General features: G+C 41.1%; 9 protein-coding genes. All 9 read right to left on the bottom strand.

The window, feature by feature from the left end; genetic code table 11:
• Positions 1–62: 62 nt before the first annotated feature.
• The 9 genes from N477_RS12690 to N477_RS12650 all read right to left on the bottom strand — a co-directional run bounded on the left by N477_RS12690 (position 63) and on the right by N477_RS12650 (position 13,910).
• Positions 63–932 carry a PD-(D/E)XK motif protein gene (locus tag N477_RS12690; RefSeq protein ID WP_196760614.1) on the bottom strand — a complete coding sequence of 290 codons (870 nt, stop codon included), beginning with the start codon at positions 930–932 and terminating at the stop codon, positions 63–65.
• Between the two features lie 93 nt (positions 933–1,025).
• On the bottom strand, positions 1,026–3,239 hold the full coding sequence (locus N477_RS12685; protein WP_063363326.1) for a Z1 domain-containing protein: 2,214 nt from the start codon (positions 3,237–3,239) through the stop codon (positions 1,026–1,028).
• Positions 3,199–4,809 carry an ATP-binding protein gene (locus N477_RS12680; protein ID WP_063363325.1) on the bottom strand — a complete coding sequence of 537 codons (1,611 nt, stop codon included), beginning with the start codon at positions 4,807–4,809 and terminating at the stop codon, positions 3,199–3,201. The genes N477_RS12685 and N477_RS12680 overlap by 41 nt, the downstream gene beginning before the upstream one ends.
• Positions 4,809–6,110: a DNA (cytosine-5-)-methyltransferase gene (gene dcm / locus N477_RS12675; RefSeq protein WP_063363324.1), complete on the bottom strand. Its 1,302-nt coding sequence runs from the start codon at positions 6,108–6,110 to the stop codon at positions 4,809–4,811. The genes N477_RS12680 and dcm overlap by 1 nt, the downstream gene beginning before the upstream one ends.
• Positions 6,111–6,225: 115 nt before the next feature.
• On the bottom strand, positions 6,226–7,854 hold the full coding sequence (locus N477_RS12670; protein ID WP_231098143.1) for a Tn7-like element transposition protein TnsE: 1,629 nt from the start codon (positions 7,852–7,854) through the stop codon (positions 6,226–6,228).
• Complete coding sequence (locus N477_RS12665) at positions 7,826–9,343, bottom strand: TnsD family Tn7-like transposition protein (RefSeq protein WP_063363322.1); 1,518 nt, start codon at positions 9,341–9,343, stop codon at positions 7,826–7,828. The genes N477_RS12670 and N477_RS12665 overlap by 29 nt, the downstream gene beginning before the upstream one ends.
• Before the next feature lies 1 nt (position 9,344).
• Positions 9,345–11,015: an AAA family ATPase gene (locus N477_RS12660; RefSeq protein WP_063363321.1), complete on the bottom strand. Its 1,671-nt coding sequence runs from the start codon at positions 11,013–11,015 to the stop codon at positions 9,345–9,347.
• On the bottom strand, positions 11,012–13,099 hold the full coding sequence (locus N477_RS12655) for a Mu transposase C-terminal domain-containing protein (protein ID WP_063363320.1): 2,088 nt from the start codon (positions 13,097–13,099) through the stop codon (positions 11,012–11,014). The genes N477_RS12660 and N477_RS12655 overlap by 4 nt, the downstream gene beginning before the upstream one ends.
• Positions 13,083–13,910, bottom strand: coding sequence for a heteromeric transposase endonuclease subunit TnsA (locus tag N477_RS12650; protein ID WP_063363319.1), 828 nt, complete (start codon positions 13,908–13,910; stop codon positions 13,083–13,085). Before N477_RS12650 ends, N477_RS12655 begins: the two co-directional genes overlap by 17 nt.
• Between the last annotated feature and the right edge of the window lie 43 nt (positions 13,911–13,953).

Raw genomic sequence — 13,953 nt, 5'->3', positions numbered from 1 at the left:
ACCTCAGATCTACCCAAATACTAAATAATAAAGTTTCATCCTAAACCAAGCCGCATAGAAGTTCAGAACTCCAAGAGTGAACCCACTTCAATTGCAATTGAAGATTCTAAGTTTGAAAGATCTATGTCAAACCTAACGTTTTCAATACCAGTTCCAAGCTTAACTTCTGGTGCGGCCATATCTTTTGACTCGAAAACTACCAATGCTCCCCCTTCAGGCAAAGTGCCAAGCTTCAAAGAACTTCTCCCCAAGTCAACCCCACCTTTTAACATGCACAATTTCAAGAATGAAGCACGCAACTCAGAGTTCTGTATTTTAGAACTCAGAAGTTCCATAAGCTCCATTGCAGTTTGTCCACTGTAAGTCTCGACCAACAACAGAGATGCAATATAAACCTTAAATTCTCCTAGCGGACGAACTTGTTCAAGAGAAAACCTATGTTTCCGTTTAGCATTAGTGGTTGACTTAACTTCTAGAGCAAAGTCAGGCAAAACCAAATCATACTTTGCAGTCTTGCTTGTACACCAATACTTGACCACACGGTCTAAGTTTGGAGCAAAAGATAATATATATAGCTCGCCCCAAAGCCCAATAATATCTCCCTTTGAGCTTGTTACATGAGCAAAAAGATCAGCTATTTCTGTGATTATTGATGCTATTTCACGATTTGAGTGAGATACCCCCTCTCTTATAAAAACTTCCTCTAGTAGCTTAAAGACCACTTGAAGTGTTTCTATTTCACATTCATTTATCTTAACTATTGTATATATTCCACTTTTCACGTCCGCGCTTATAGTTTCAAAACTGCAATATCTTGAAAAATAAACAGATATAGAGCGCAATTCAATATTGCTTTTGACTAGAGCCTCTTGAGTTTCAAATAGGAGTGATGGATGAAGGTCACTATCAACTGAAAGCCAAAGCTTTGGCACGGTCGACCCCAATGACATCCCGTACAACTTATTAGATGAAACTTCATTAGGGTAGTCCCGCACTAGCTTGTTATAAGCAGAAAGAAGCACGTTTTAAGAGTCCTCTCTCTCAAGCCAAACACGCTCCATTAGGTGCTCAGGAATGTAAACAGTCAATATTGGGACATCGTAGCTAAAAACTCTCCCGTCCTCGGTATAAATATCATAACGGTGTAGTTGAAAAGTAACAGTCTCTTCTGAAACAAGTGCCCTAGTGCCAGGATAAGACGTTTTATCATTTTTACCTTGAAATAGATTCTTGATTTTTGGGGGGGTTGATTTGTTAAGAGTACGTTTCGCATTTACCCCAGACCAAGGGCCAGATAAAGCATAGAACGAACATTTCATTTGTGGCTCTTCTCTTACTAAATACTCTAAAATCAATAAAATAGCGGAGTGCTGTAAGCTATCTTCGGACCATTTATAACGAATTTGAGATATTTTTGGCAGCAAATCACTTAGCTTAATGTCGTCACTGAACGCTGGCACAGACTGTTTGTCATTCCATCCAGGTTCTGAGTAGATTGAAAAATTAAAGCTTTGGATAATATCTTCTGCCACATTTCGATTGTCTGATACAATCTCCGCATCATCAAAAGGATGGTCAGGTATCCTCCACCCCGCCTTTCCTTTCGAAGGATACATTTCCAATAAAATAACCGAACTTCGAGTGGGCTTTAAACTTTGATCAAGAAAGTAGCATCGCCTCCAATCTTTAAGTGTTTTCCCTTCTCTGAGGTGCTTACTAATTGAACTTCTAATTGACTCTTCATGTTTTACATACTCAGAGAACGCTTCAATATTTTCTGGTGTTAGATAAATTCTACAAAGACCTAAATACGCTTTTTTATAACCGAAAAACCTTGCTCGTTGTTGGATGTTATCTGCATTTCTCACACCGGTTGATCTCGGCATATAGCTCACAGTCAACCCTTCTACTGTAAACCCGCGATCTAAACCAATCCCTCCGACTAATATCCAACTATACTCTCCTTTCCAGTCAACGCTAGGAATGCGGTTTTTCTCTCTAGTGTTTACTTCAACAATAGCTGTATCTTGCACAGCATCGAACAGTACCTCACTAATATCCGTAAAGGTGTACTCAGTTTCATAAGTTAAGAGTAACTCCTGCGCAGCCAGTTCAAACTCTTTGAGCAATTCGATATAATTTTCGTGATTATTATCCAGTAGGATTACAGACCAATTATCCTTTGTTTGCCGAGCCCAGCGTGCGAACATCATGTGTTCATCTTTAGGTACCGCTGGGTGTATCATCATTGAGCGGTTTCGGCCTTTGTGATCATCCCCTTCAAGCAGACCAATAGCGACCCCGATAAAATAGTGACGTAAAGCTGCAAGCAAGCTCTTTGGTGGTTTAATCGGAGGTTCATTTTTATCTGGAACGTCACTGACAGGTATTGGCTCAATATATTTACTCTCTCCATCGATAAAAAAGTCTTGCCCTCCCACATAATTTCTGCCAGGGGTTAATACCCCCCCAAAGTCAGGTGATAGTGAATCAATACGACTAATTAATAGAGGGGCCTGTGGAGTTGCCGTATATAACAAATAGCTATGTTTAGGAAAAAGCTCTCGTAACTCCATAATCCTTGTATACGTGGTGCTTTGTTCATCCTGATTAGCTTTAGTATTTATACCAGCTTGATCTCCTTCATCATCAATTATAAGTGTTGGAACATCTGATAAGTCACACCCAGAAAGTAAAGTTGAAAGATTATCTAAATGCTGGTGCTGCTTCATAGAGACAATAAGAATTGTTCTAGCTCGAGGATTTCCACGTTTCCATTTAGCTAATTCAGTGTTAACTCTTTCCAATTCACTTTTTTGAAAGCCTTTTTGTTGAGTTGAAAATAACTTCCAGTCTCGCGTTGAATCGATATTTAGATCTTTTTTCAAACGATTGTGAGATTGCTCCACTAAGTTATTGGTTGTGCCAGCAAGTAATATAACAAGCCTATACTCATTGTCTCTTGCTAATGCAGACAAACTTGTAAAAGACAAAGTTTTTCCACTTTGCACATACCCTATAACAAGCCCCGTATTTTTAAGAGGTTTACCATCATTTGGGTTTATACACTCACTTAAAATAGCTGTGGTTTCGTTTGATAACCTATGTTTCTCATCACCAGTTAACGCTTTATTGTCACTCAGAATGCTTAGGAACGCATCTCCATGTTTTGGAAGCCACTTTCCAGAAGTACTGAACTCATTGTCGAGTATTCTTATCGTTGCTAATCTGTCGGTCACCTATAACTCTCCTTGCCATTTGATTTTTTAGTATTTCATTTGTATACCGCCGAATGGAACTTGGTTTCTCATCGGCCAGTTCTGTCGCAACGACTTCAGCTAAAGCCATTGCAGCTGCAATATTTAATACGGATTTGAAGCTACTTTCATCTAAAGTTGGGAATTGAGTCATGAATACGTGCAACATAGAGACACGCACCACCACCTCTCGAGGAGAGGGATCTTTAATAGAAGGCCAGCTGCTAATGGAAAGCCATTCAGCATTATCGTCTGCGTAAGATAGTTCTAATGAAACAAGCCAAGCTTCACTACGAAAAAACAACTTAAACTCAACCTTTTCCAAATCTCTTTTGTTTAGTTCAGGAAGAGTACTTGCCGTATTTTCATGTTTACTACTGAAATCAACCTTTGTTTTAGGTTCTTCATTTACTGGCTCTGTTGGGACCGAGAGGTTAGTACTATTAAGGCTATCCGCAATACTATTCAGCGCTTGAACCGCTTCCTTTCTAATATGTTGCACTCCCTGTTTAGCTCGATGTTCACGAGCTTGCTGCAGCAAAGGCATTTGTTCATCTAATAGCTCTTTACGGAGCTTTTTCAAAAACTCATCTTCACTTTCTTCCCATTTAACTCCATCTTTGGTATGAGATACGAAAAACCCTTTTAGGTGAATTTCGCCAAAAATCCTCTGGTATGGATAAGTATTTGAACGCCCGAAAATTTCTTCTGGCCTGTAGGTTTCATCAGCACTTCCCATGATTAAACGCTTCCGACGAAACAGAGCCAAACCTGCTAATCGTGTATTTGCAACCTCTCTGATGGCCACAAAACCTGTTGCTGATTTACCCTCTCCCAAGTCGATATCTACATTTTTTTTCCAAATGATTGGTTCACTATTAGGGGACTTGAAACTTTGGGCTATTAGTATAGCTGGGGGCTCGTAAACTAACTCCTCCCCATCTACAACTAAAGAGAGTGAACTCTCTTGGGTAAAAACTCTGTATATGCTCGCCAAGTGTTCTTTTATTTTTTGAATCGTTTTTCCACGAGGAAAGCGACGAATGTTCTCTAGTCGAATTTCTGTATAATGCTTCTGTTCAGCGACATTCATAGACAGTACATTCAATTCTTCAGTACGATCATGCACGATTTCTTCTATATCAAAAATTACTGTTCGTTCAACTCTCTCGCCCAATGCACTAGAGCGAACACTCCAGGTTGGTGCAAACCAACAAGCAGCACTCTTCATTCCCATACCAAACTCTGATAGACCTGTAGCATTTGGTGGGATTTCAGCTGGGCGAAATGCTCTCTGGTAATCTGAAGAAAATATGCCAGCTGCATTGTCTGAAATAACAATAGTTTTATTAGGAGTATCAAAGCTTATTTCAACAACCAACTTAAATTTCTTTCCTTCGATACATTGAAGTTTCTTTTTATGGTCAATATAGCTCTGGATAGAATTGTCAACAAACTCTGCAAGTGCAAACCAAGGTTTGTAGTTCAAATGAGGGAGAACTGCGAGTACATTTACACCCGGTCTAATATTTACAGAGTTCACAACAGACATTACATTCCCATTTCTAAGAGTTCATCAACTTTTTCTGAGCTTGAGCGGCAAATTAGAGAATCGAATATATGTAAAACTACATCTACATTAACAGCGTTTCCAAATGCCTTATACGCACCACTTTTAGAGTCTGGAAGGAATTCAAGCTCACCCATGCTTTGAAGTCGACTGCATTCCCGAGGTGTCATATAGCGCTTTTGCCAAGCAATAATTGGCACTTGGCTTGTAGTCATAGCTATAAGTGATGGTGCCGTATCTGGCTTTTTCACACGTATACCACTCGCTCTAAATTGAAGGAGGTGTTTCCAAATATCACGCTCACTCCCTTTGCAATTCCATTCAAGCTTTTGAAAGCTAGGAGGAAAATCTTTTATCTTATCAACCCAGCGGTCTATTAACTCGCTGTGTCGATTATAAAACTCCCGATTTTTTTTAATAAAATCTATTTTCCAATCAGGAAACTTTTCCAAATCTGTTCTGGCATAATTAGGTAGTGCGCTCTCAACTTCACTTGGAGATAACCCTCGAAGAGATCGACCAAAAGCACCTTTGTATTCATCTAACCCCTTATAGCTCATCGCATTAGGAGTAAGATTATCTAATGGGTAATCCGCTCCAAACTCCATTGCCCAAATAGGGAAAGTAGGTAAATCTTCATTTTTAGGGAAAGCAGTAATAAACTCCTGCCAAACTTCTAAATACTTTTTATGGTTTTCATTCAATGTACGGGCATCTGTAGGGTTATTATCCAATATTGAGTGAACAGATACTGCGGGCAAATCGATCGGTTTTTTCCAGTCAAATCCATTTAGCCCTTTTAAATCTCCGACAATAAATGCACGCTCCCGCTTTTGAGGTATGCCAAACATATGGGGAGATAACTTAGTGAACTCTATTGAATAGTCCTCTTCTAACTTGCCACATATTGTTTCCCATGTTCTTCCCTTATCATGCTTTATCAAATTGGGTACATTTTCTATTATGAAGTATCTAGGCTTCTTAAGTTTTAAAATCGCCACTACATAATCAAATAGATTTCCCCACTGTGGACACTCTAGTCCTTTTTGATCTCCAGCTTTTGAAAACGGCTGACATGGAAAACCTGCACACAAAATGTCGTGTTCAGGAATAGAATTAAGATCAACTTTTCTTATATCACCGTGTGGCTGAATCCCAAAATTTTTCATATAGAGTTCCGAAAGGTTAGGGTTTAGTTCTGATGCAAAAACACACTCAGCACCTCGCTTACTTAAAGCTTGATGAAACCCGCCCAAACCGGCGAATAAATCTATAAATCTCATTGGTATACGCTGCCTTTACTCATCATCATATCAAGGTTTACAACCCCTAGTTTTTTAAAACACATACCTAATTATTAACCTAAAACAAATCTTTTAATACTAGCAAATGACATCTTTAACCGATAGCAATTTCAAAGTTCTTAGCCCATCTATTCACATCTTCCTCACTCAACCACCCCTTATTCTTTGAAGGTTGATGGCGTACGCTTTTGTGATTGCCTTCACCAACCAGTTCATCAAGGTATTTCTTTGGCCAACAGAACTGATTACTAAGCAACCCTCTTTCTATCTCAGCTATAAAGTCGCAAAGCTTTCCCCTTAATGCCAATGATCGAGCTGAAATGACTTTGGTGGCAATGGAAGCTCTGCCATCCGAGGTATCCACCTCTAATAAAAAGTAACTTTCGTTTTGATATTCAATCCGCACAATAGCCATACATCTAGGCGAACCATCTACCATAAGGTGACTCTCACTGCGGCCAACTTCTGGTAGCTTGCGAACGATGGGCTTACTTTGTTTAACACCGTGCTCTTTTTCTAATATCTCCAGCATTTTGAAGAAGCTATCGAATTTGTTGAGATATAAATGGGCATTATCTGTTTGATCATCTAAACCATCGACAGCAGCCCTAGGTGTATCACCTCTAGAATTCGGATCATCGGTGCTGACATCAGGTGGTAAGGCGCTGGGTTTATCTTCATCTTCTTTACCCCCAGAGGATTTTCTAGGTTTTGCATTAACTTTGCGGGTGCGTGGGACTCTGTTGTATATGCGCTGCGTAGCCTCACAAAAAATCAATGCAGACTCATTGTCTTCACTGCCATCGCTTTCTTCATCTATTTCCCTCTGTGTGGGCAGCTGAGGATAGGTGCCCCCTTTTCCTTTGCCAGAGCCTGGCTTTCTTTCAGTCACATTGGGGTGCGAAAAGCCAATGTCTGTAATGTCAGGAAAGTACAACCCCTCTAATAACTCTATTCGATTGATAAACCATTTATTTTCATCTGGAGACTTCCAACCCCTTGCAGCAACTTTTACCCCTTCAAGTTGGGGAGGATCGAATCGGAACGTCCAACGTTGATGCTTAGGTGTTGTCACTAACTCCTGCGAAAAATACTGATATATACTGTTAAATGCACTTTTAATGTCGCTGTTAAGTAATATCCAAGCGATTTGATGCTTAAAGCCTTCGTTTTCAAATAATACTTTTGGGCATTGTGTTGTCGGTAGGGCATTGATCACGATATCGAGAGGGAATTCTTCATCATCATTTCTAGGGCTATAATCAACGTCAAATTCAAAATCCAGCGCACTATTAATTAACGCTGCATTTGCTAAATAGTTGTTTGTGAAGAACAAAGCCCTAGCAAGCTCTAGCTGAGGCAAGTAAACGGTCTTTTCTTCACTATCAAACTTAAAGCATTTTTGAGATTGTTCATCTCCCAACTTAAACTTTACTAACCCACAGTCTCTCACAAAAGCGGTTTGCCAAGTAGCGCGATCGGGGAAATTAAATTCAACTGGGAAACCTAGCGGGATAGCTGAAACAGTTTGGTTAAGTACGACCTGTCGACTTAAGTATGGAAGCTGGCTAAACTTCAAAGATCCACGAGTCGTATTATGAATACGTACGCCAATATCCCATGTTTTTCGTCCATGGTACTTAAATAGATTGCCTAGCCCTTGAATTCTGGCGTTGTCTGGCAGCTTCTTAAACCTATCCGCTTGATACATTCGATACAACACATCCCAATAATTCCGCCGTTAAAGGGCGGATCCTGTCCTTACTGAGCCGTGCTAAACGCTGAATATGCCAATGTCTATAATTTTGATGATGTTGATCACAAAAAATACATGCCACAGCGATACGACGGCATTGGTATTCCTCTATAGTTTCACAAAATTTATTTAAAAACAATTTACATAAGGGTAACTTTTTTAGGTGTTTGATCTGAGATAAAGAAATATTAGACTGCAAAAAGTACCAGTTTTTTGTAAGTCGTGGTGCTTGAAGGTTCAGCTCTATGGCATTTCGCAACTTAATAAACTGCTTTACGTAAATCAGGTCTCGTTCGTGCCAGTCAACTTTATCTAGTTGCTTCGTACGTTGCTGGGTATATGATTGATTAAATGACAAAAGCCAGTCTCTATCATAACGATAAAGCCAGATATACAGCCCTGAAAATCCATTATTACGGGCACCTTTTACGCCAAACTCAACCACCGCTTGCTGCCATTGTTCGCGTTTATCTTGATCGATTGATTGGGTAGGTAAAGCAGTTTGCCGACTAAGGTCTTCAGCATACACGTCCTTTGCCACATCATTCAGTAATGCGATTGGGTCTAGGTGTTCCTCAAAACATGCTTGCCATACCAATATGTGTTGCAAATAGCTAAAAGATTTTCGGTGCTTTCTAAACAGGGTTCTCAGCCAATTTGACTCGACGTTATTATCAATATTCAGTCCCAACTGAGTTAAAAAAGACTTGCCCCAATATGTGTTTAGCAAGCAACTTAATCCTTGGTGGTCTATATGTTTACCGCGATGCAAGCCCAATGTATGTGCCACGGTGCGATAAAAAGAACTCCATTGTTTGGGATGTATATGCACCTCAGGTGCATCTAACAAAGTTTGTACATGCTTGGAAAGTCGTTGATGATTTTTAGATATCCTTTGGGCTATGGCCGTTTGTACATTAACTGGATTTAAAGGTGAAAAAACATGCTTCTGATTTGAGTGCACATACACCTTACTATTTAAAAGTGCCCCATGGAGCGGGCAACTCATCACACCAGGCGTTTGCCAAAGGCGATGCCAGTACCATTCGTTATGAACATCTAACTGCACAGCTAAACATTGGGGGCAATACTTTAAAAACAGCGGACTTTTTACAATGGAAGCAGCTTTGCCAAGCTGCAATTCTGCCGAGCTTTCACAACCAAACAGCATATTGCTCTTGGCACGCTTTGCAATATCGGGGTGAACAAATGGGGAGTACAACGGGTAGAGAGTATGCTTTCTCAATAACCTCTCAGCTGTCAGTTGAGGGTTGTGTTGATAATGAGCGGCTATCTGTTGTAAGTGGTTTGGTAGAGCCACTGAAGCCACTACTGTTTTACTCCTAAAGACATCCTCTAATAACAGCTTAGAAGAAAGCGATAAGCTATATACGCCATACCTTGCAATGACACTGAAAACCAGTTCATCGCGATAAGGTATAGGTAAGCACGCCATACTACACGTTTTGCTTCAGCCAAGCTGTCATATCAAATATCTTTCCTTGTTGTTTATAATATTGGTAAAGCTCGCCCGATTGCTTTTTGTGTTGAGAATAGCCAAAACGTAAATCGTCGCTTGGCAGTGTGTGCCACTCCTTAAGCTTGATAAGTGCAGGCTTCTCTCTGGGTTTTTCCACTTCGTTTGGCGTTTGCTCATACCATTCTAGAACGAGTGGAATAAGCCCTCTTACCTGCAGGTTTGGGTTATCTTTGATGGCCCTCTGTACCAATGGTACCAATAACTCGGATTCACATCCCATGCCTAGCAAAAGGTTATACAGCCTCATGGCCTCTGAGTCGCTGGCAAAAGGCAATGAGTCTGACTTAGTCGCAGTGACTTCAGAGATCTGTTTGCTCAATTCTAGCAATCGCTTATCAATCTCTTTGTATTTCAAATCTGAATATTTGGCGATACTCCTTACTTTTCCCGATTTAAGTGCTTCAATCATTGGATGAATAGGCTGTAGTTCAGACTCGTACACCTTCACAAGTAGCTTTGAAGATAGCCTTTCAACCCCAGTGATAATTGCACGAAGTTGTGCAAGCACAAATAACTTAACCACGATATCAAGCACGCCTTGAGACAGCTCAAACCAGGTGTTGCGGATCTCTTCTGTGAGCGGCTCATCACGATGGATCAGCCACTGATACTGCCAGAGCTTATCGGTCAACAATCGCCACTCGGTGGGCTTTGGCTTACCCGTTGCTTTATCGATTCTATTTTTATGCTGTGGCAGGGGTTCCCACACCATAGAGCCAATCCCAGTGCTACGCCTTGCAGATTGCAACTCAAGTTCAAATATGGGTCTTGCTTTGGGAGTGCCAACTAAAACCACCGGCACACCAATAATATTCACCAAGGCGACAAAAAACTCGAGCATTCGTTCTTGCCCTTCTTTTTGCTTACGGCCTAACCGCTGAATTTCATCAATCACTAACACGCCAATGGCGTATTGATTGGCAACTTGCCCCATAAATGACAACAGAACCTCAGTACTGTGACGTTTGCGTCCATACCTTTCAGTAAGATCGGTGTGCAGATGTTTATCGACCTCCTGAAAGAAATTTAAGCATAAGCTTTTCAATGACCCATCCACAGGGCATTCGATACGCAGATAGGTGAGTTGGTAAGTATTATATTGCTCGTGATAGATCGCTTGCGGGTAAGTGGCCAATATTCTTAGCACACTGGAGCTTTTGCCACATCCAGAGCAACCAATAAGCGATAAACAACGTGCCGTTGAGGGCGCTTCGGCAAAACGAAAGCTACTAATGTCTCCCGTCATCAGCCGCTCGTAGCCATTTTGTAAGTGTTGTTGTAGCTGGCCAGTTGCGATGTTTCTGGCAACATAGCCACCGCGGATCATCAGCGCTATTTTTTCTTCTAACGCCACATGCATCGAAAGCGGTTGAAAGAAATCATCAAGCAAACCACATAATTCATGAGCGCGCTGCCTTGCATCTAAATAACCGGCTGCGGGATTGTATTTTACTTTACCCTCCAACTTGATTTTCAACTCTTCAATTTTGCTCACTCTGGGTAAAGCTTCGATAAACGGATTGCCTTTATAACGCCCAATATCAGACTCCTGATACATCGCGTGAAAGATATTAGCTGGCAAGTTCATGAGTCTTCATCATCCTTAAAAAGTTGAGCTGAAAAATCAGGAAAATCTAAATCGTCATCCGGCTCTGCAAGATAGTGCACCTCGGCTGATTGACTGGTATCGATCTCTACGGGTTTGTAAGCCCATGCTTTACGTTCTTTGTCCTTTTCTTCTGCACGGTTGCCACGAATATTGCGAATACGCTCTGCATCTGACAAACCGTTGTGTTTTGGCGCGGCCTTTTCTGCCAGTTTAACCACCTCGATCACTTGACGCTCTAGCGCTCGCTTACGCTCATCAGCTATCAATTTTGCTTCGGCATGCGTTTGTTTTAACTCATCACTTTGCTGCCATACATCCCAGAAACTAGCCCCAGAAAACTGTCTTGAACGCGTTGCAAGCTGGCATACAAAGTATTCATTTTTATTCGAGTCGGGATAAAGGTAGATGTAATCAGCTATAGCCAAATCATATGCTACTTCAATTGTTTTAGGACGTTTTACTTCCTTACCGCGGTGCATCCAGCCCAATTTTAATAGCTCTGCACTGGTGTAATACACGCCAAATATGCAGACTCCTGAATCGGAAATGGTTGCACGTGTTCTCGGCATCAGTGCTACACGGAGATGTTCTGCCTCAGGTTTTCTCAAACGACCCGTGCGATGCTGCAAACCCCAATTCCATATGGCGAGCGGGTTGTTTGGCAAGTCAGTGGGCATATCAACAGCTTTGTCATAATCTTTCATTACGTGATATTGATTGTGATAAAGTACTGAAGCTAATATTATTTTGGTGAACTCTTTAATCGTCAATTTAGCATCTAGGCGATAATCTCTTTCGCCATGTTTTTTAATTTTAGATCCGGTAACCACACCTGGTGAAAATGGTTTGAATACTTGCTGAAACGTGCGAAATGACCTTTCAACAACGCCTTTGGCCTCACTCCTAAAAGGAGGCGTATTTTCAAGGCGCACCCCAAAACCTTTTTCCAGACATTCGATTTGGTGGCCCATTAGTTCACCTCTGTCAGCTAATAAAGCGGAAGGTAATCCAATGCATGGCCATTGCTCAGGCGATACTTTAAAGCCCTGTTCACGGCAATATTCAGATTTATCTGTAGAAGCCATATGCAACGCTTGAATAGCGGCCGCATATGAAGGGTTTTCAAAACCAATATAGAACCCAGCTACCATACGGCTAAATACATCAATAACCATATAAATCACTGGGCGACCAACGATATTTCCTCTTTCTGTATCAGAGACTAGATAAATATCTGCAATGGTGGCATCAATCTCATAACGCATACCTGGGCCCAAAACATCCGCGGCAGCGGTGCCTGTTAGCGGTCGAATATCTTTGTTCAGTTTAATATCACCAGCTTGCTTCTCAATCTTCTCTACCTGGCGGTACTCCCGTTTATAGAAATGCTCCATTTGCCAATACGTCGGCAATTCCGATTCAGGTAGTTCAGGGAAGTACTGGGTATATATATCTTTAAGGCGGTTATGTGCATAGGTAAATGATTTACCTTTGTCGGTCAGTACATGGCGTTCAATGGCTATTCGAAATAGTTTTTCGGTAAAATCATCAATCAAAGCACCTATGCCAGGCATATATTTACGTGGACGACCCAACTTTTTAGTTGTCGCTCTACGTTTCTGACCCTTCGCGCCAGAGTTCTTATAATCAGGCAGCAATGCATTTGGCACCTGTCCCCTTTGCCAATACCTACGTGCAAAACGATAAATAGACTGCTTCGTTTTGCCTGTTTCAGCTACGATTTGATTTACCATCCTGCCACGAGCTTTAGGTTCATAGCAGTCTTCTAATTCTACCAATGGTCTAATCGCAGCATAATTATCGTCTCGTTTTATTTGAGCAGTAGAGCCAAACTCTGGCGTAACTTTTACAATATCACTATAAGGGTCATCTGTACGTGTGAGTACTTCATCTTGAAAGCCTTGCTCTAGTTCCGCTATTTCAACAAACTCAGGAAAGGCTTTGTCATTATGAACTTTTATCCACAGCACATAATAATCAAACACCATGAGGACTCGGTACAAGGTCTGATCGTATTGCAATACTTCATTGATTTGAAACACGAAACACCTCCTGAATTTGTTCAACATCACCTAGTTTAAAATGGCCAACTTGTAGCTTTTGCACTGGCGTAAAAATATCGAAGGTAAAGTACCGATCAGCCAGCAAAGCTCTTATTTCAAATAACGACTCCCCTAAGTCTAGCCCATAAGCAGTATCTATCTCCTTGCAGGCATTGATAAGTGTTTTGGTAGGGTGCTTTGTAAAGTAATCAGCATAGAATCTGGCTTGTGCAACTGCAGAGCATTCAGCTGTTTCATGCTCCCCTTGTAATGGATAAATCCATTCAACATTCGCTTTAACCACTTTGGGGATCTCTTGCTCAGTGACTATTTGCCAGGGGATTTGCTTTTCAAGCCAAAAGCGTTTCTCGAGCTCGAGTATTTCTATTTTTCGCTGTTCTTCAAATGACCTGACATATTTAGCCTGTAGCGCAAAGTAGGGAAGGTCCCTTGAGGTTGTTTCAACAAGAAAGTCACTTGAAAGGTATTGGTCAACACCACGAACATTTGGGTGCTTGATACCAGCCGATTCAGCAAGTTCTAATGTAATCTCTCGTTCAAGTGGGAACTGCTCTTTGACCTGCAGCACATCCTGCCGCCACTCAAGCAAGTAGAACATAGAGAGTTCCAGATCGGATAATAAATGATGGGTGCGTTTGGATTTATAACCAAAAACCCGATGTACACGACCTTTTGAAGGGTCGTCATAAACTGTGAGCCAAGGCTTATAGTCCTGATACTCACCTAAGCCACGCTTTTCTTTAATCCACTTACGATATTGGGCCTCAGTATGGCCAATCTTCCTAGACATAATATACCGCTATAACTGATTGAAATTTCAGCATAGCTTATTA

Origin of the sequence: Pseudoalteromonas luteoviolacea H33-S (genome assembly GCF_001625695.1) — a bacterium.
Taxonomy (GTDB): Bacteria; Pseudomonadota; Gammaproteobacteria; order Enterobacterales; family Alteromonadaceae; genus Pseudoalteromonas; species Pseudoalteromonas luteoviolacea_B.
Note: the sequence above shows the minus strand (reverse complement) of the source record. Positions and strands in the feature narration are given on the sequence as shown.

Excerpts from the sequence above, each read along its gene's own strand:
- N477_RS12650 (WP_063363319.1), bottom strand. The coding sequence starts at position 13,910 with ATGTCTAGGAAGATTGGCCATACTGAGGCCCAATATCGTAAGTGGATT.
- N477_RS12680 (WP_063363325.1), bottom strand. The coding sequence starts at position 4,809 with ATGTCTGTTGTGAACTCTGTAAATATTAGACCGGGTGTAAATGTACTC.
- N477_RS12665 (WP_063363322.1), bottom strand. The coding sequence starts at position 9,343 with ATGGCGTGCTTACCTATACCTTATCGCGATGAACTGGTTTTCAGTGTC.
- dcm (WP_063363324.1), bottom strand. The coding sequence starts at position 6,110 with ATGAGATTTATAGATTTATTCGCCGGTTTGGGCGGGTTTCATCAAGCT.
- N477_RS12660 (WP_063363321.1), bottom strand. The coding sequence starts at position 11,015 with ATGAACTTGCCAGCTAATATCTTTCACGCGATGTATCAGGAGTCTGAT.